The following is a 17,328-nucleotide window of genomic DNA, read 5'->3' as shown; positions in this document are numbered from 1 at the left end:
AATTTTCACAGTACTTAGGTTTTTTACTTTTCTTGACCATACTAACTATAGGGTTTTGGTTGATGTTTTTCTTAGTAGGTTTCGTATCTTATTGGGTTACGGGTGCTAGCTGGGAAATGTTCAAAGAGAAAAGAGCAAAGAAAAAGCAAGAACAATCAGCTTAAATTTTAGTTGATTTCAATAAAAAGGACTCGTTTTGCGAGTCCTTTTTTTATGCTGAAAAATGAAATTTTAATAAACAATATTCAAATTCCAAATTCCAAAAAAAAATCCAAATTTCAATTTTGTAAAACTTAATTGGAATTTGGATTTTTTAGTTTGGATTTTAAATGAGATTATCCAGGGAATTCTCCTCCGCCGTCACCATCATTTTTAGGTGCGCCCGGTTTTTCTCTGTCACTTTTTGGTTTGTTGAAGCGGTACGTAAACGATAGATTGAATTGACGTTTACGGAATTGCATTTCGCCGTAAGATGTTTGACTTTCAAGAGTGGTGTCATTTTGAAGGTAAGTATACGATCTCATGATTCTTGAGTTAAAAATGTCACTGATATTAAACGCAATTGTTGCTTTGTCTTTCAATACATCTTTACTGAAAGCAGTATTCATTCCAAATTGGTCTAGAATTTTACCCTGTGCTGTCTTTTGTGAACCATTGTAGGTACCGCTTAACTGCCAGTCAATTTTGTATGGCAATGTAACTTTTGAACTAATTCTGGCAAACCAGGTGTTGGCCTGATTGTTCAGATTTTGTACAATCACTTTATTGTTTGTGTCTGTATAAGTGTTCTCCCCGGTTGTTTTTACATTGTAAAGGTTGAAGTTACTGTTTATTTTCCACCATTTATACGGACTGTAATTGAAGGTGAATTCGAAACCATATTTTTGCTCTTTTCCTAAGTTGATAGGACGGCTTAGGATAACTGGAATTCCGTCTACTTTATCTCCATTTGGAGTTCTGACAAAGCTGAAAACATCTTTTGTATTTTCGAAATAAGCTGAAGAACTAAAGGTTACTTTTTCCCATCTTTTAATATATCCTACATCAAATTTATCGGTTAACGATGGATCTAAGTCAGGATTTCCCTGGAAAATATTAATGTTACTGGCATAATTAAGAGCCGGATTCATGAAACGTCCTCTCGGTCTTGATAAACGTTTGCTGTAACTGGCAGTGAAGTTACTCTGATCTGAAATTTCATAACTAACAAAAGCACTTGGGAACAAGTTGTTGTATTTTTTGGTGTTAAAAACACTATTGTCTAATAAGTTCACCTGAATATTAGTGTCTTCCCAACGTAAACCAAATAAATAAGAGAATTTATTGACTTTCAGTCCATACTGTACATAAAGTGCATTGATGTTCTCTTTGTATTCTAAAGTATTTGATTTTTTTGGATCGATAACATATTCTCCATTTAAAAGATTTGTAACGTTGTACTCGTTGTTTAAATCTCCAAAACTTCCTTTGTATCCCGCCTCAAACTGACTTCCTTTTCCTAATGGAAGAACATAATCTGTCTGAAGTAATATTTGTTTTTGTACCTGATCATTCAACGTGGTATTAGAAGTAGGTAAAGCGGTAATAAGCCCGTCACTATCGTCTGTATTTCTGGAAACCGATAAATCGGCAGTAAGTTTGTGTCCTTTATCGTTGAAATTTTTGATTAAGTTCGAAGTGAATTCTACGTTTTCGCTTCCGGTATCGGCATTGTTAAAACGATTGGTAATTCCTGTAAAAGCGTGAGCGGCGTCAAAATTATTGTAGTTAATATAATCTTTATCCTCGCCCGAGTTTTTTTGATAATTAATGGCATTTGTCCAGAAAGTATTAGGAGCAACCGTCCATTCCATACCTGCTCTTGCATTAAAACCGTTTCGGATTCTTTTGGTATCACGATCTTCATCTAAATAACCTTTTGGAGATCCATCAGCATTATAATAAGAAGTATTGGTTAAACCCATACCTTCATTGGTTCTGTAGTTGTAACCCGCAGTAGTAAAATAGTTGAGTTTTTCGGTTTTATAATTTAAGTTGGCACTCAAACCATAAGTTTCAGGAAGTCCTGTAGAAGCTATGAAAGTTCCGTTGAACCCCTGATTTTTTCCTTTTTTAAGAATGATATTGATGATTCCTGATCCTCCCTCTGCGTCATAACGTGCCGATGGATTGGTGATTACTTCTACTTTGTCAATAGCATCTGCTGGAAGCTGACGTAAAGCTTCGGCCACATTGATCGCATTTGAAGGACGTCCGTCAATTAAAATTCGGATATTGTCACTGCCTCGCAAGCTTACGTTTCCTTCAGAATCAACAGAAACAGAAGGAACATTATCTAAAACATCACTTACTGTTCCGCCTTTAACCATCATATCCTGTCCGACATTATAAACCTTTTTGTCCAGTTTTATTTCGACACTTGATTTTTCGGCACGAACGACAACTTCACTTAATTGTGCAGCGTCTTCTGATAAATTTACAACACCTAAAGCAGTGTCTCCGGAAATTGTTTTTCCTTTAATAAAAGTAGGTTTAAACGAAATAAATTCAACTTTTATATCGTAAGTACCGGGGGCAATAGCCACATCAAACTCTCCTTTTGGATTGGTGATTCCACCAGCAATAACTTTGGTGTCATTTGGGGCTGTGATCGAAATGGTAGCATACTCAAGAGGTTGTTTGCTTACTTTTTCGAGAACTTTACCGGTAACCTTTACCTTGTTTCTGGCAGGAGGTGCCTGTTGTGCATAGTTGTACAAACTTGTAAGCAGGCATACAAGTAATACAGCAAATTTGATTTTCTTCATTGTGATTTTTGGTTTCTTTTGTTCTTTAGACGGCAAATGTAACTTTTGGTTTAAAGAGAAAAATCACAAAAATTTGTTAATATGGTTCTTTATAATTGATCTAAAAAAGAAGCTACTAATTCAGGGTCTCTGCCAATGATTGCTTTGTCGTCTTTTACAACAATCGGGCGCTCGATCAAAATAGGATTTTCGACCATAGCTTCAATGATCTGGTCATCGGTCAGTTCTTTTCCTTTGTAATTTTCAATCCAGATTTTTTCCTTAATTCTAACCAATTGCAGCGGTTTAAGGTTTAGTTTTTCAAGAAGTTTTTTTAAATCATTAAAGTTCGGCGTTTCGGTCAAATAAGGGATAATTTGATATTCCTGTTTTGTATTTTCAATAAAAGCCAGGCAATTTCTTGATTTTCCGCAGCGTGGGTTGTGATAAATTTGTATCATTTTGTTATATTTAAAATGTTGTAAGATAATTAAACCGAAATAGGTATTTTAGCAGTGCCAAAAATAAGATTTAGTTATTAAATCGAATTCTCATTTTTTAAATTATTATCAATATGTTTTTAGAACAAGGAATTAAACCTCATAATAAGTTCTGGTTGTATCTTTTAGGATCCGTTTTAATTATTATAGCATCTTTTATCGGTCAGATTCCTTTTTCTCTTGCGGTGTTTTACAAGAGTTGGATTTCCGGCAAGGGGTTTCCCTCTAATGATGCAGCGGTTATGAAAATGTTTGAACCCAATTTGACCTTGTTTCTGGTAATGATTTCTTTTGCTTTCGCCTTTGTTGGGATTTATTATGTGGTAAAATATATGCACCGTCAGACTCTTTTATCCGTTACTACTTCAAGAGCAGAAGTAGATTGGAGACGAGTTGCTTTTTCTTTTTTATTATGGTCTTTGTTCTCTGTTTTGAGTTTTGTGGTATTGTATTTTAGTTCTCCTGAGAGTTTTGTTTGGAATTTTAAATTAGTGCCTTTTTTAATTTTAGTGATAATCGGAACGGTGTTAATACCGATACAAACCTCTACCGAAGAATATGTCTTTAGGGGGTATCTCATGCAGGGATTTGCCAATTTAGCGCGAAACAGGTGGTTTCCTTTACTGATGACTTCGGTTATATTTGGTTCGATGCACGTCTTTAATCCTGAAGTTGTAAAGATGGGGTATATCGTGATGGTGTATTATATTGGAACCGGTTTGTTTTTAGGAGTGATTACCTTAATGGATGAGGGAATGGAACTGGCATTGGGTTTTCATGCTGCTAATAATCTGGTCGGAGCTTTGTTGGTAACCTCTGATTGGTCGGTTTTTCAAACGCATTCACTTTTTATTGATATATCAGAGCCTTCGGCCGGTGTAGATGTACTATTGCCGGTGGCTGTAGTTTATCCTGTTCTGCTTTTTATTTTTAGTAAGAAGTACAATTGGAATAACTGGAAAGAAAAATTAACAGGGGAAATAAATGTTGTAGAATCTTTAAATTAAAACACACAGTCATGTCAAAATTAACACATAAAAATGTCCATAATTACTTTAAGTTAAATGGTTATCATTTAAATGGGAAAGATTTATGCCGAATAGGTTACAGTTACATCAAAGAAGGAGATGTATACGAAAAAGCTATTGGTGAGTTTTTGCTGGATTGGTTCGATAAAAAAGAATTTATTGAAATGACAACTTCCGGCACGACCGGACTCCCGAAATTAGTACGTCTCGAAAAACAGGCGATGATTCAGTCCGCTTTGGCAACAGGTGATTTTTTCGGATTAAAACCCGGTGATAAAGCCTTGCTTTGTTTGCCTGTACAATTTATAGCCGGAAAAATGATGTTGGTTCGAAGTCTGATTTTGGGGTTGGATATTGATGTTGTTTCTCCAAGCACAACACCTTTGGCTTTAAATAGAACTAAATATGATTTTGTTGCTATGGTTCCTTTGCAGGTTCAAAATTCTGTTGAAGAATTGAAAAATGTGAAGAAACTTATCATTGGAGGGGCTAAGATCGATAGTGCGCTTGAAGAGCAATTACTTCCGCTAAAGACCGAGATTTACGAGACCTACGGGATGACGGAAACCATTACACATATCGCTGCCAAAAGAGTAGGAGAAAAGGCATTCTCGATTCTTCCAAATGTGAAAATCGACAAGGATGATCGTGACTGTTTGGTAATTCATCTGGCTTCGGTTTCTAAGGAACCTATCGTTACAAATGACCTGGTGGAGCTGGTTAATGAAAATCAGTTTGTATTTTTAGGAAGAATTGATAATGTAGTGAATAGTGGAGGAGTAAAGTTAATTCCGGAACAAATCGAAAGTAAGCTGATAGGGAAGATAAACAGCAGGTTTTTTGTAACCGGAGTTCCGGATACTACTTTAGGAGAAAAACTAATTCTGGTGATTGAAGGAGAAAAACAAGAGTTTGCTTCTGATTTTTTTGATGTATTGGGCAAATATGAAAAACCAAAGGAAATTGTTTTTGTTCCGAAGTTTAAAGAAAATGAGAATGGGAAGCTGTTGCGAAAGCCTAGTTTAGTTTAATAAAATTCCAAAAAAGAAATTCCAAATTCCAACAGTACAGTTTGGAATTTGGAATTTGATTCTTTTGGAATTTTAAAGAAATTAATTAGTTGCTTTTCTTTCCAATAAAGCCATATAGAATCCATCAAATCCAGATTCTGAGGCTAGTATTTTGCGATCTTTAATAAATGTAAATTGCTTTCCGATTTCGGTCTTTAAGAATTTCTCTACCTGTTCCTGATTTTCCGATGGTAAAACGGAGCAAGTGGCATAGACCAATTTACCGCCCGGTTTTACAATTTTCGAATAGCTTTCCAGAACTTCAGCCTGTACTTTTCGAATGTTATCAATAAATTCTGGTTGCAGTTTCCATTTAGAGTCAGGATTTCTTTTTAAAACTCCCAAACCACTACAAGGTGCATCAATTAAAACACGGTCTGCTTTTTCATGTAATTTTTTGATCACTTTTGTAGTGTCAATTATGCGATATTCGATATTAAAAGCACCATTTCTTTTGGCTCTTAATTTCAATTGTTTCAGTTTGCTTTCGTACAAATCCATTGCAATTAACTGCCCTTTGTTTTCCATTAACGAAGCAATGTGCAATGTTTTTCCTCCCGCTCCTGCACAGGTATCTACCACACGCATTCCAGGTTTTACATCCAGAAAACCAGCTACTAATTGCGAGTTGGCATCCTGAACTTCAAAAAGTCCTTGTTTAAAAGCATCCGTTAAGAATACGTTGGCTCTTTCTTTTAAAACTAAAGCTTCAGGCTGATCTTTTAAATATTCCGTTTCAATATTTAAATCCATCAACGTGTTTCTCAAGTTTTCTTTGGTGCCTTTAAGCGTATTGGTTCTTAAGATAACTTTAGCCGGCTGATTTTGAGCAGCAATTTCTTTTGCCCAAACTTTTTCTCCTAATTCTTTTACTCCTAATTCATCCATCCAGTCCGGAATAGATTCTTTTAAAGCTCTAATTTTAGAAAGCTCATCAAAACGACCTTTTATTTTTCTCTCAGGAGTTCCTTCCAATTGTCTCCAATCCGGAATAGGATATCCTCTCAAAACTGCCCAAACCGCAAACATTCTCCATAAGTTATCTCTGTCGTATGGTTCTTTTACTTCTGCAATTTCTGCATATAGTCGCTTCCAGCGAACAATTTCGTATATCGTTTCAGCAACAAACTTCCTGTCGGAACTTCCCCAACGTTTATCTTTTTTTAAGGCTCTGGCTACCACTTTGTCTGCATATTCTCCTTCATTGAAAATAGCATTTAAAGAATCGATGGTAGTATAAACTAAATTTCTGTGTAATCTCATTTTAATTATTTGAGTTGCAAAGGTACTATTAATTGATTGAAAGTTAAATTTTTAATTTTGATTGTTCGTTTAACTTCTTTTTAAAAGAAAAAACACTCTAATAAAGTTTAAAAGAGTGTTTGTTAATTATATTTTGGAATGATTTATTTCGTAATACGTGTCAGTCCAATATTTTCAGGAGCGTGAAGCACCATTGGGAATTTTTCAATTTTTACGGAACTACTGTCTAAACCAAAAGCTCTTTCTTCAGATAAACTCAGTTTTTTAATGAAGAAATAAGAACTCATGATAATGTTTTCATGCCATCTTAGATCGTTGTCGTTAGATAGGAATTTCTCTGATAAAACAAATTTAAAGTCTCCGATAATATTGTTTTTGTTTAAAGATTCGTAACGGCTGGTGATGTCTACTTCGCCACGTTTTACCATATCGCGAATTACTTCTCTAAACATTAAATTAATTTTTGTAGGCTCTCTGAATCCTAAATTAAAATCGATTCTGTAAATATCGTCTTTAGCTATTTCGGTAACTTTGTATTGTGTTTTGTACGGTTCCGTTAAAATGTTTACGTGTACAAACCAGTAAATATCAGCTCTTTTTGGACGCTTTTGTAAAATAGAATAAATTACTTTTTCTTCTAATTCATCAACGCGATTAGCATTAGTCATATAAACCAGGTGAGTAGCGTATTTTGGGATAGATAAGTCTTCGCTTAGTTCCATCAATACCTTTTTATAGTCATCAATTTTGATGATTTTGGTGTAGCTTTTGTTGATTTTCTTAGCCAGGTACCATATCGTCATGATAGAGATTAAAGCAATAGCAATAATTAAAGTTACGTAACCGCCTTCGGCAAATTTAGTAATGTTAGCAATCAGGAAACTAAACTCAATCAGTAAATAGATAGTGATTAACGGTACCATCAGGTACAATTTTACACGTTTCATGATGAGATAGTAATTCAGTAAAATGGTCGTCATGATCATACACAGAATAATGGCAAGACCATAGGCATGCTCCATATTTCCTGATTTCTCAAAGTGTAAAACAATTCCAACGCAACCAAAAAACAATAACCAGTTGATCGATGGAATATACAATTGTCCTTTTACTTCGGTAGGGTATTTAATTTTAACTTTTGGCCAGAAGTTCAGTCGCATAGCCTCGTTGATCAAAGTAAATGATCCGCTGATAAGTGCCTGAGAAGCGATTACCGCTGCCAAAGTAGCTACCACAATTCCGAACGGAAGGAACCAGTGTGGCATAATCAGATAAAAAGGATTTCCATTTTCTCCACCTAGTTGTTGCAGTGTACTTCCTTCATGATGGATTAAGTAAGCAGCCTGTCCGAAATAGTTTAAAACCAAAGTAGTTTTTACGAATACCCAGCTAATTCTGATGTTTTTTCTTCCGCAATGTCCCATGTCAGAGTACAAAGCTTCGGCACCTGTCGTACATAAAAACACGAAACCAAGTACAAAGAAACCGTCAGGGTGAATGGATAATAAATGATAAGCATAATACGGATTTACCGCTTTAATTACTTCAGGAAATTTTAGAATTTGAATTGTTCCCAGAGTTCCCAACATAGCAAACCAGATCAGCATCATTGGAGCAAAAAACTTTCCAACTAGTTTGGTTCCAAATTGTTGTATGGTGAAAAGAATGAATAAAATTGCGATAACAATATAAACAATAGTCTCCGTTTGCATAGTCGGATAAAACGCCCGGATTCCCTCTACAGCGGAAGAAATAGAAATTGGAGGGGTAATAATCCCGTCAGCTAATAAGGCACTTCCTCCAATAATCGCGGGGACAATAAGCCATTGGATTTTGGTTTTTTTGACCAGGGCATATAAGGCAAAAATTCCACCCTCACCATGATTGTCGGCACTTAACGTGATCAGTACATATTTTATTGTAGTCTGAAGAGTCAAAGTCCAGAAAACGCATGAAATTCCACCAAGAACGATATCAGAATTAATGGCGTAATCACCAAGAATGGCTTTCATTACATACAATGGAGAAGTACCAATATCTCCATAAATAATTCCCAATGTTATCAGTAAACCCCCTATAGACAACTTACTATGTAAGTTTTTATGCGATGCGCTCATGTATATTTTTATAAAAGACGGTTGCAAATTTAACGTTTTATAATAAACTAACCTCACTTATAACTAAAAAGATAAAAAAAAGCACAATCGTTAAATTGTGCTTTTCATTTTATATAAGATTGGAAATTTGGTATTAAATTCGTCTACCGCCGTAACTTCTTCCGTTAGAACCGCTCTCTCTTTGTGGTTCACTGCCTCTGGATTCCTGAGTTGCTCTTGGAGATTCGTAACGTTGCGTGTTTTGCGAACTCTGTCTCTCTGAATTTCCTCTGTTTTCTGAATAACTTCTGGAAGACTCATTTCTTTGAGGAGTCGCAACTCTTTCCGTAGTTCCATAGCTTTGTGAATTTCGTCTAGAAACATTCGAATTGTTTTGACCGTAATCTCTTCTGCCGGTATTTTCAACTCTTACAGGATTTGTGCTTATGCCTGAATTGTCTCTGCTGTTAGAAGAGGTTCTGTTTGTAGTATAAGTTCTGTCAGATGTTGTTCTGTTCTCTCCATAATTTCTGGTTGAGGTTCTGTTGTCTGTAGTAGATACTCTATCTGAATTGGATCTGTTTGTCGTGTATGTATTTTGATTTCTTCCGTAATCTCTGGTGGTAACACGTCTTTGATCTAAATCATATCTGTTAGTAGCATTCGAATTTCTTTGTGCAAAACTATAATCAGGACGTCTGGTTTCGTAACCGTACGTGCGTCTTGTTTCATAGATAACAGGAGCTCTGTAACTTCTTCTCGTGTTTACATAGTTGTAGCTATTGTTTACATTAATACACAAATTAATGTTGTTTCTGTATCTGTAAATTGGGTAAGGTCTCCAGGCGTAGTAATATCTTGGATAGTAATTCCAACTCCAGCTAGAGTAATACGGTCTGTAATTGGTTACCCAAAATGAAGTGTAAATTACCGGAGCTACATTGTAAACAGGCTCGTAAATGTAGTTGGCTCCATACAAGTAGCTGTTCCCTACGATCTGTACATTTACTCTGTTGTAGTTGTCTCTTTCCACATCAATGGTGGCAACGTCCTGATAAACATCACGATCTAAAACCGCCTGAATAATTACAACGTGAGTTCTGTTTTCTACAGATTCGATTACACGTAAATAATCGACCTGATTGTCATCGTTCAAATCAAGATTGGAAATTTGATATTTAGAGTCGTTCAAACGTCTCTCAAAATCTTGCAGATTAGCTGATTCTCCAAAAATAGACGCAACAGCTCTTAAATCTAAGTTATCGCTTATGTCTGAGCTTTTTGCGTAAACAGTAGTTTGGCTTTGTACCGGTACAGAACTCAAACCTATTGCCAGGAGGGCTATAAAAAGTAGTTTCGTTTTCATTTTTAAATCTTATTATGATTAATATTTTGAGGTATCCAATTACTGTGCCAGAAAAAAAAGCGAAACTTATTTCAAGTGTTATAAATAATTGTATTTTAGCGCTAAAAAACTAATTTTATGAGAAAAGTAATATTCTTTTTTGGTGCTTTAATTTTGTTAATGTCTTTTAAAACCTTGAATAATAATGGTAAAGGGATTTTTAATACGGGTTTTACATCAATTCAGATAGATACTTTATTTCAGGATAAAATTAGTATCAGAGCCATCTCAATCGATAAAAATAAAATTTGGTATGGAGCTGATAACTCCCGTTTTGGGTTTTATGATTTGGATAAAAAAGAAAAATTTGAAGATCATATTTACCGCGATACGTTGAATTTGGAATTTAGAAGTATTGCTCAGAATGCAAATAATATTTTTTTGTTGAGTGTAGGAAATCCTGCATTGCTTTATCAGGTGTCTAAAAAAACTCAGAAAGTAAAATTAGTTTACAAAGAAGTAAATTCGAAGGTGTTTTACGATAGTATGCAGTTTTGGAACGATAAAGAAGGAATTGCGATTGGTGATCCTACAGAAGATACTTTTTCAATTATCGTGACACGTGACGGGGGTGAAACCTGGACCAAAATTTTATCGGATAAATTACCAACCAATGCAGAGGGTGAAGCGGCTTTTGCAGCCAGTAATTCAAATATAGTAATAAAAGGAAATGATACCTGGCTGGTTTCGGGAGGAAAAAAGGCGCGTGTTTTTTATTCACCGGACAAAGGAAGAACCTGGAAGGCAGTTGAAACACCAATTGTGCAGGGAAAAACAATGACCGGTATTTTTACAGCCGATTTTTACGATTCAAAACACGGATTTATCGCTGGTGGTGATTACGAATTTCCAGAACAAAAAAAGGACAATAAAGCTTTTACTACTGACGGAGGAAAAACCTGGCAGCTAATTGGTCAGGGTATGGGATTTGGATATGCTTCGTGCGTGCAATACGTTCCGGGTGGAAATGGTAAAGAAATTATTTGTGTAGGTTCTGAAGGAATCCAGTATTCGCAAAATGGAGGAGAGAACTGGACGCAATTATCGACGGATACAAAATTGTTTACCATTCGTTTTTTGAATAGAAATACTGCAATTGCAGCAGGCCATAATAAAGTAATCAGAATTAGATTTAAATAATAAAAACCCCAAATAATAAAGCAAGTTATTATATGGGGTTTTCGCTGTTGTTGTTTTTAACTATTCTAGTTTTTTCCGGCTTTATCGCGATATTGTTTTAATAGTTTGCGGTTAAAGTCGTCTTCTGATTTTTTAAGCTTTAAGATTTTCTTTGCAGAAAGGATCTTTTTTAAGTTGCTGTTGTATTTGTCTCTCAGTGTATATAATTCTTTGTCTGCGCTTTCCATTTGTGACAGGAGTGAAGCTGCTTCTTTTTCAGACATGGTACTAATGTTGTCATCATCTAGTTTACGCAAATACATTTTCATTTTTTCGTGACGCAATTCATATTGTTTGTCATCGTATGTATTGTAAATGGGCCAGAATTTCTCGGCTTCTGTGGAGGTGAGTTCCAATTCTGTTGTTAAAAAAGAAACTTTGTAAGCTTTAATCTTTTCCCGCTTTTCGTCTGTTTTGTCATTCTGTGCGTAAAAGGAGAATGTAATAAAGAATAGAAGTATCGGAAGTATATTTTTAATTTTCATCTTTTGAAATTTTAGTTTTATTCTGAAATTAAATTTTCAATATTAGGGTTGGTGGCAAGGATGTCTTCAAGAGTTTCCTGTTCAAGAGCAACGTTTTTACCAAGTTTATCAATGTCTTTTGTGTCCAGTTCACGAATTAAATCGTATTGATTTAAGTTGGACTGATAAGATAAGTAGGTTTCCAGAGTGTCTTCGTCAAGATCTTTGGATGTATTATAATGGTTGATCACAGGAATCAGTAAAGCTGCAAAAACAACTGCGGCAGCCACAATCGAAAGTACTTTTTTACGCTTGTAAAGCGGTATTACTTTTACTTCTTTCTCTTCGTTTATTTGCTGTAAAACCTTTGTTGAAAAAGTATCAAAATAATTCTCCGGAGTTTTAAATCCGGTTTTTATTTTCGGTTCGTTTTCTAAATTAAATGTTTTCATAGTAGCTATTAGACAGTTGTTATTACAAAAGGTTTAATTTGAGGTAACATATATTTCAATTTTTTTTACTGCGTGATGATAGGATGCCTTCAGAGCGCCGACTGAAGTTCCCAGAATTTCAGCGATTTCTTCGTATTTTAATTCTTCAAAATATTTCATTTTAAAAACTAATTGTTGTTTTTCCGGTAAGGTTACAATCGCTTTTTGAAGTTTGATCTGAATTTCGTCTCCTTCAAAATAAACATCGGCTTTTAAATTGTCGATGGCTTTATTTTGTAGTGCTTCGGAAGTTATTCCGTTCAGTTTTGCTTTTTGACTTAAAAAGGTCAAAGCTTCGTTGGTTGCAATTCGATACATCCAGGAAAAAAGCTTGCTTTCTCCCTTGAAGTTTTTTAAATACTGAAAGACTTTTACAAAAGTATTCTGTAAAACATCATCTGTATCATCATGATTTAATACAATGTTTCGAATATGGGAATACAGCGGTTTTTGATAATCAGATACGAGCTTTTGAAACGCGGTATTTTGCGTTGCAGGATTTAATAATTGTTGAATAAATTCCTTCTCGTCTGCCAAATTCCGTTATTTATGGTGTTAGAATGAATTTTGAACAAAAGGTTTAATGAACCAAATTATTTTAGAATTCTGACTGTTCTTCTTCTGCCGGCTTTTTAGGTGTTTCTACAGGTTTTGCTACTGCCGGATCGGTAGTGGCTGGTCTGTAAACAGGAACTTTAGCGACCGGAACTACTTTAGGTTTTGTTGGATAGTAAATTTCAGTCATTAATTTAGACGGGCTTTTTACATCCAGTTTGCTCATGGTCAGGATTTCAAGATGTGACCAGCTTAAATCAGGTGTGATTTTTTCGTTGTTGATAAAAGTAGTTGTTTTTTTAAAAGCTTCGTTAAGATGCGAATAATCACCTTTTAAAGTGGTTTTTACGGCTTCAAATCCGTTTAGTTTTCCTCCTGAAATATCGCTTCCGGAAGTAGTTACGATTTCGCGGCTGGTAGGTAAGCAAATCGAAATTTTAGCCAGTCCTGTTGTAATGTCGTAAGTATGGTAAATAATAAATGGTTTTCCATTCGTGGCTAACCCATTATTTTTGCTGAATTCGATTAGTTTCGGAATAACGATTTTGGCATTTTTACCAACTTTTCCAATTTCACTCGTAAAGGTTTGTCTGATATAAGGAGTTTCAGTCTTTCTTACTAGTCCGTTAACTTTTATAGCGTATGTTTTTGTTTCGTAATCTAAGTTTTTGTCAATATTGGCAAGACTTTTTTCGTAGATAGTTCCAATTACTTTGTCCGAGCCTCCGTTTAGAGCAGCGTAAACTTTAAATAAAAAACTCATCGTTCCGGATGCTTTCCAGGTTACTTTTGTTTTTCCGGCCAACGTATCTTTAAAAGTCCAGTTTACATCGGCTTCGGTTCCGTCATACTTCATTTTTTGCTGTATGCTTTCTCCGTCTTTTGTTTTTAGAGTAATTGCGTTTCCATTTCCTTCAGATCCAGTCCAATAAAAAGAAGCTCCGTTTCCGACTGTTTTGTTAGGAAAGGTCATCTTCATCGTAGGATCTTCAACAGACCAGGATTCAAAATCTTCATAATTTCTAAAATCATTAAGGTAATTGTATACCGTAGCTTTTGGTGAATTGATCACTTTGCTTCTTTCCACAGAAAAGATTCCTTTTTGTGTGGCAACAAAAACGGTAAGGGCAACAAGGCTTAATAATAGTAGTAGGAATAAATATTTAAGAATCTTCATTGTAGTGGTTTATTTGGAGTCGTAAAGTTATAAATTTATTACTAGTCGCACTAATAACACTTTGGTAAAAGTACATTTTATACCATTATCGGAAGAGAAAATCAAATAAAATGTACTCAAAAAGGTTTTATTTGAAATCGAAAACTTTCTTTTCGGTCTTATCGTTTGAAGAAAAATTTAATTACAAATAAAATGGCAATAAAAAGTAAAAATACGAGTAGTACTTTATAATTGCCTTTGTAAAAAACCTTGTGTAAGGCAAGATCTTTTCGATAAGCGAATATCATTACGATTACGAATGCAATAAAAAAACAGAGTCCGAATATTAATTGTCCTTGACTAAACATAGTTGAAAATAATTTTTGGCAAATTTAGAGAATTGTATACGAATTGTTGCTAATTTGGTATTTCATTTAATCAAAATAATATCATGAAGAAACAACTTGATGCGGTGACTGAGTTTCATACTGCTTTTAAAATAGGACATAGCCTTGAACCGATTGCTGATTTGGGAGAGACAAAAAAACTGCTTCGTTATAATTTAATGAAAGAGGAAAACGAAGAATATCTGGAGGCGGTTCAGAATAACGATTTAGTTGAAATTGCTGATGCTTTGGGGGATATGATGTATATTTTGTGCGGAACTATTATTGAACACGGTTTGCAGGACAAAATCGAAGCTGTTTTTGATGAGATTCAACGCAGTAATATGAGTAAATTAGGAGAGGACGGTAAGCCAATTTACAGAGAAGACGGAAAAGTAATGAAAGGGCCAAACTACTTTAAGCCTGATTTTTCAAAATTGCTTTAGCATAAAAAACCCGACAGGTTTTATAGCCTGTCGGGTTTGTTTTATATAGAGGTGTCTTTTGTTTACTGTACTTTTACAGTCCAGCCAAAAGTATCTTCAGAAAGTTTGTTTTGAAGACTTGTTAGTTTTTCTTTTAATAAAGAAGCATAAGAATTCTCAAGAGGTGCCATTTCGTAATATACATCCTGATAAGAGAAACCTTTAATTACACTTACTACAGCAGCAGTTCCTGCTCCGAAGATTTCTTTTAAAGATCCGTTTTTAGCCGCTTCTACCAATTCTGATACAATAACAGGACGAACTTCAACTTTAAGTCCTTCTTTTTCTGCGATAGCGATCAAACTTTTTCTGGTAATACCGTCTAAGATTCTTTCGCTTGTTGGAGCGGTTAATAAAGTATCATTGATTCTGAAGAAAACGTTCATAGTTCCCGCTTCTTCCAGTTTAGTGTGTGTGGCATCATCTGTCCAGATTACCTGTTGGAAACCATCTTTGTTGGCCAGATTGGTTGGGTAAAATTGTGCAGCGTAGTTTCCGGCAGCTTTGGCAGCTCCAATTCCTCCGTTTGCCGCTCTACTGTAATGTTCAGCGATAATTACTTTCACTTCACCTCCGTAATAAGATTGTGCAGGAGAAAGTAAAATCATGAATTTATATTCGTCAGAAGGATTTGCTACAACACCGGCACCGGTTGCAATCATAAAAGGACGGATGTACATACTGCTTCCGTTTCCTTTTTGAATCCATTCCTGATCAATTTTTAATAATTCATTCAAACCGTCCATAAAAACAGCTTCAGGAACTTCCGGCATAGCCATACGAACTGCTGAGTTGTTAAAACGTTTGAAGTTTTCATCCGGTCTGAACAACCAAACATCATTATTGTCATCTTTATAAGCTTTCATTCCTTCAAAAATGGCTTGTCCGTAGTGGAAGACTTTTGAAGACGGATCCATTAAAATTGGAGCATAAGGCTTAATGACAGGATTTTGCCATTCTCCATTTTTAAAATCACACTCGAATAAATGGTCTGTAAAAACAGAACCAAAGCTTAAATTTTGAAAGTCTACTCCGCTTATTTTTGACGAAGTTGCTTTTCTGATTTCAATTTTGTTGGTTTGAGTTGTACTCATAATTAATATGTAAAGTTTTTTTTATGTAATTAGCATTAATAATTAAAGAAAATCTAAAGCTATGATTTGGTGAATGATAGATTTTTCTCAATGCAAAATTAAGTAAAAATATATAATTTGCTTGGTAAAACTGCATTATTTATGCCCTTTAACTGAGATTTATATATCTTATAATAAAGTGAAAAAATTAAGACATTTTTATAAAGAATTTATGAAAAACGAACCGTTTTTTAAGGCTTTACGCATTTGTTTTGACTAAATTTGGCACTTAAAATGCCCGATATATCAATAGAGAAAGATTGCTAATTCCGAAATAAAGTGAAAAGAGAAATAATTAAAACGCTAGATGGCTCAACTACAATTCATTTGCAGGAATGGAATGAGTCTTACCATTCCAAACACGGAGCGATTCAGGAAGCCAAACATGTATTTATAAAAAACGGTCTTTCGTTATTTGATGCTGCTCCGGTAAGTATTCTTGAAATAGGTTTCGGAACGGGGTTGAATGCGTTTATTACTTTTTTGGAATCCATGCAAAAACAGCAGCAAATTGATTATGTTGGAGTAGAAGCTTATCCGGTTGATGCGAAAGAGGTGCTTGAAATGAATTATGTTGCTGAATTGGAGGCGGACAATTATAAGGATGTTTTCGAAAAAATGCACGAGTGCGAGTGGAATCAGAAAGAGGTTATCAGTGCCGATTTCAGGTTAACCAAAAGGAAACAATTTTTTGATGAAATTGATGATTTTGAAATTTTTGATTTGATTTACTTTGATGCCTTCGGATATCGGGTGCAGCCGGAGCTGTGGAGTACCGAAATTTTTCGAAAAATGTACCAAAGTTTAAAGCCCAATGGAGTTTTGGTAACGTATGCTGCTCGCGGAGTTGTTAAAAGAAGTATGATTGAGGTAGGATTTACTGTCGAAAAATTGGCAGGACCTCCCGGAAAAAGAGAAATGTTTAGAGCCTTTAAAAAGGTTTAAATGAGTTGTTTAGAATGATTCTATATTGATTTATATGCATTAAGAAATCGTATTCGCTGCTAAAGTTTTTAAAATAATAAGTTAAAATCAATACTAGTGATTGATATTTGTTTAAATTTGTTGCGAGTTTAAAAATATAGATAACCCCAAAAAATCTTATTTTATTATGTCAAAAATGATGTTTGATTACACGAAATCAATACTTGAGAGAGTGAGTTTCGACCCGATACTTTTCTGCAAAGAATTAGAAAAAGCTATCAAAACACTGTTACCGTACGAAATGGAACAATTACAAGAATGGTTATTAAATTTCATTATTGAAAAACCAGAATTAAAGCAAAGTCTACTACTAATTAAAGTATAAAAGAAAAGGAGCCAAATTGGCT

The 17,328-nt window shown here is 34.8% G+C and carries 16 protein-coding genes; 6 read left to right on the top strand and 10 right to left on the bottom strand.

The genetic code is table 11. The annotated features are described in order from the left end of the window. Nucleotides 1–335: 335 nt before the first annotated feature. Together BHE19_RS11815 and arsC are read right to left on the bottom strand one after the other, a co-directional pair. On the bottom strand, nt 336–2,807 hold the full coding sequence (locus BHE19_RS11815) for an outer membrane beta-barrel family protein (protein ID WP_070907285.1): 2,472 nt from the start codon (nt 2,805–2,807) through the stop codon (nt 336–338). Between the two features lie 89 nt (nt 2,808–2,896). After that, entirely contained in the window at nt 2,897–3,247 is a 351-nt protein-coding gene (arsC, locus tag BHE19_RS11810; RefSeq protein WP_070907284.1) for an arsenate reductase (glutaredoxin), read from the bottom strand. A 113-nt stretch (nt 3,248–3,360) separates the two neighbouring features. On the opposite strand from arsC, the gene BHE19_RS11805 reads away from it, so the two are divergent. Both BHE19_RS11805 and BHE19_RS11800 read left to right on the top strand, forming a co-directional pair. Further along, complete coding sequence (locus BHE19_RS11805) at nt 3,361–4,293, top strand: CPBP family intramembrane glutamic endopeptidase (protein WP_070907283.1); 933 nt, start codon at nt 3,361–3,363, stop codon at nt 4,291–4,293. Between the two features lie 11 nt (nt 4,294–4,304). After that, on the top strand, nt 4,305–5,345 hold the full coding sequence (locus BHE19_RS11800) for an AMP-binding protein (protein WP_070907282.1): 1,041 nt from the start codon (nt 4,305–4,307) through the stop codon (nt 5,343–5,345). An 81-nt stretch (nt 5,346–5,426) separates the two neighbouring features. Here BHE19_RS11800 and BHE19_RS11795 read toward each other — a convergent pair whose 3' ends face one another. The 3 genes from BHE19_RS11795 to BHE19_RS11785 form a co-directional block, all read right to left on the bottom strand. Further along, entirely contained in the window at nt 5,427–6,647 is a 1,221-nt protein-coding gene (locus BHE19_RS11795; RefSeq protein WP_070907281.1) for an RsmB/NOP family class I SAM-dependent RNA methyltransferase, read from the bottom strand. A 143-nt stretch (nt 6,648–6,790) separates the two neighbouring features. Further along, on the bottom strand, nt 6,791–8,764 hold the full coding sequence (locus BHE19_RS11790; protein WP_017496128.1) for a KUP/HAK/KT family potassium transporter: 1,974 nt from the start codon (nt 8,762–8,764) through the stop codon (nt 6,791–6,793). 133 nt (nt 8,765–8,897) lie between these two features. Beyond that, nucleotides 8,898–10,109 carry a hypothetical protein gene (locus BHE19_RS11785; RefSeq protein WP_070907280.1) on the bottom strand — a complete coding sequence of 404 codons (1,212 nt, stop codon included), beginning with the start codon at nt 10,107–10,109 and terminating at the stop codon, nt 8,898–8,900. 117 nt (nt 10,110–10,226) lie between these two features. Between BHE19_RS11785 and BHE19_RS11780 the strand changes: the two genes are divergently transcribed. Next, a complete protein-coding gene (locus BHE19_RS11780; protein ID WP_070907279.1) occupies nt 10,227–11,288 on the top strand; it encodes a VPS10 domain-containing protein in 1,062 nt (353 codons plus the stop codon). A gap of 65 nt (nt 11,289–11,353) precedes the next feature. Here BHE19_RS11780 and BHE19_RS11775 read toward each other — a convergent pair whose 3' ends face one another. The 4 genes from BHE19_RS11775 to BHE19_RS11760 form a co-directional block, all read right to left on the bottom strand. Continuing rightward, on the bottom strand, nt 11,354–11,812 hold the full coding sequence (locus BHE19_RS11775; protein WP_017496125.1) for a hypothetical protein: 459 nt from the start codon (nt 11,810–11,812) through the stop codon (nt 11,354–11,356). Nucleotides 11,813–11,829: 17 nt separating this feature from the next. Beyond that, on the bottom strand, nt 11,830–12,243 hold the full coding sequence (locus tag BHE19_RS11770) for a hypothetical protein (protein WP_017496124.1): 414 nt from the start codon (nt 12,241–12,243) through the stop codon (nt 11,830–11,832). 33 nt (nt 12,244–12,276) lie between these two features. Then, complete coding sequence (locus BHE19_RS11765) at nt 12,277–12,819, bottom strand: RNA polymerase sigma factor (protein ID WP_017496123.1); 543 nt, start codon at nt 12,817–12,819, stop codon at nt 12,277–12,279. Nucleotides 12,820–12,880: 61 nt separating this feature from the next. After that, nucleotides 12,881–14,014, bottom strand: coding sequence for an SRPBCC family protein (locus BHE19_RS11760; protein ID WP_026109949.1), 1,134 nt, complete (start codon nt 14,012–14,014; stop codon nt 12,881–12,883). Between the two features lie 430 nt (nt 14,015–14,444). On the opposite strand from BHE19_RS11760, the gene BHE19_RS11750 reads away from it, so the two are divergent. Continuing rightward, entirely contained in the window at nt 14,445–14,825 is a 381-nt protein-coding gene (locus BHE19_RS11750; protein ID WP_017496120.1) for a pyrophosphohydrolase domain-containing protein, read from the top strand. Between the two features lie 62 nt (nt 14,826–14,887). On the opposite strand, the gene BHE19_RS11745 is transcribed toward BHE19_RS11750, so the two are convergent. Then, entirely contained in the window at nt 14,888–15,958 is a 1,071-nt protein-coding gene (locus BHE19_RS11745; protein ID WP_070907278.1) for a branched-chain amino acid aminotransferase, read from the bottom strand. Between the two features lie 318 nt (nt 15,959–16,276). Here BHE19_RS11745 and mnmD point away from each other — a divergent pair, with 318 nt between their 5' ends. Continuing rightward, nucleotides 16,277–16,942, top strand: coding sequence for a tRNA (5-methylaminomethyl-2-thiouridine)(34)-methyltransferase MnmD (gene mnmD / locus BHE19_RS11740; RefSeq protein WP_070907277.1), 666 nt, complete (start codon nt 16,277–16,279; stop codon nt 16,940–16,942). A 166-nt stretch (nt 16,943–17,108) separates the two neighbouring features. Then, the gene (locus BHE19_RS22955) at nt 17,109–17,306 is read left to right on the top strand and encodes a hypothetical protein (protein WP_017496117.1); all 198 of its coding nucleotides are present in this window, start codon (nt 17,109–17,111) and stop codon (nt 17,304–17,306) included. Nucleotides 17,307–17,328 lie beyond the last annotated feature (22 nt).

This window comes from Flavobacterium tructae (assembly GCF_001853485.1).
Lineage (GTDB): Bacteria > Bacteroidota > Bacteroidia > Flavobacteriales > Flavobacteriaceae > Flavobacterium > Flavobacterium tructae.
The sequence above is the reverse complement of the archived record's forward strand: the minus strand, read 5'-3'. Positions and strand labels throughout refer to the sequence as shown.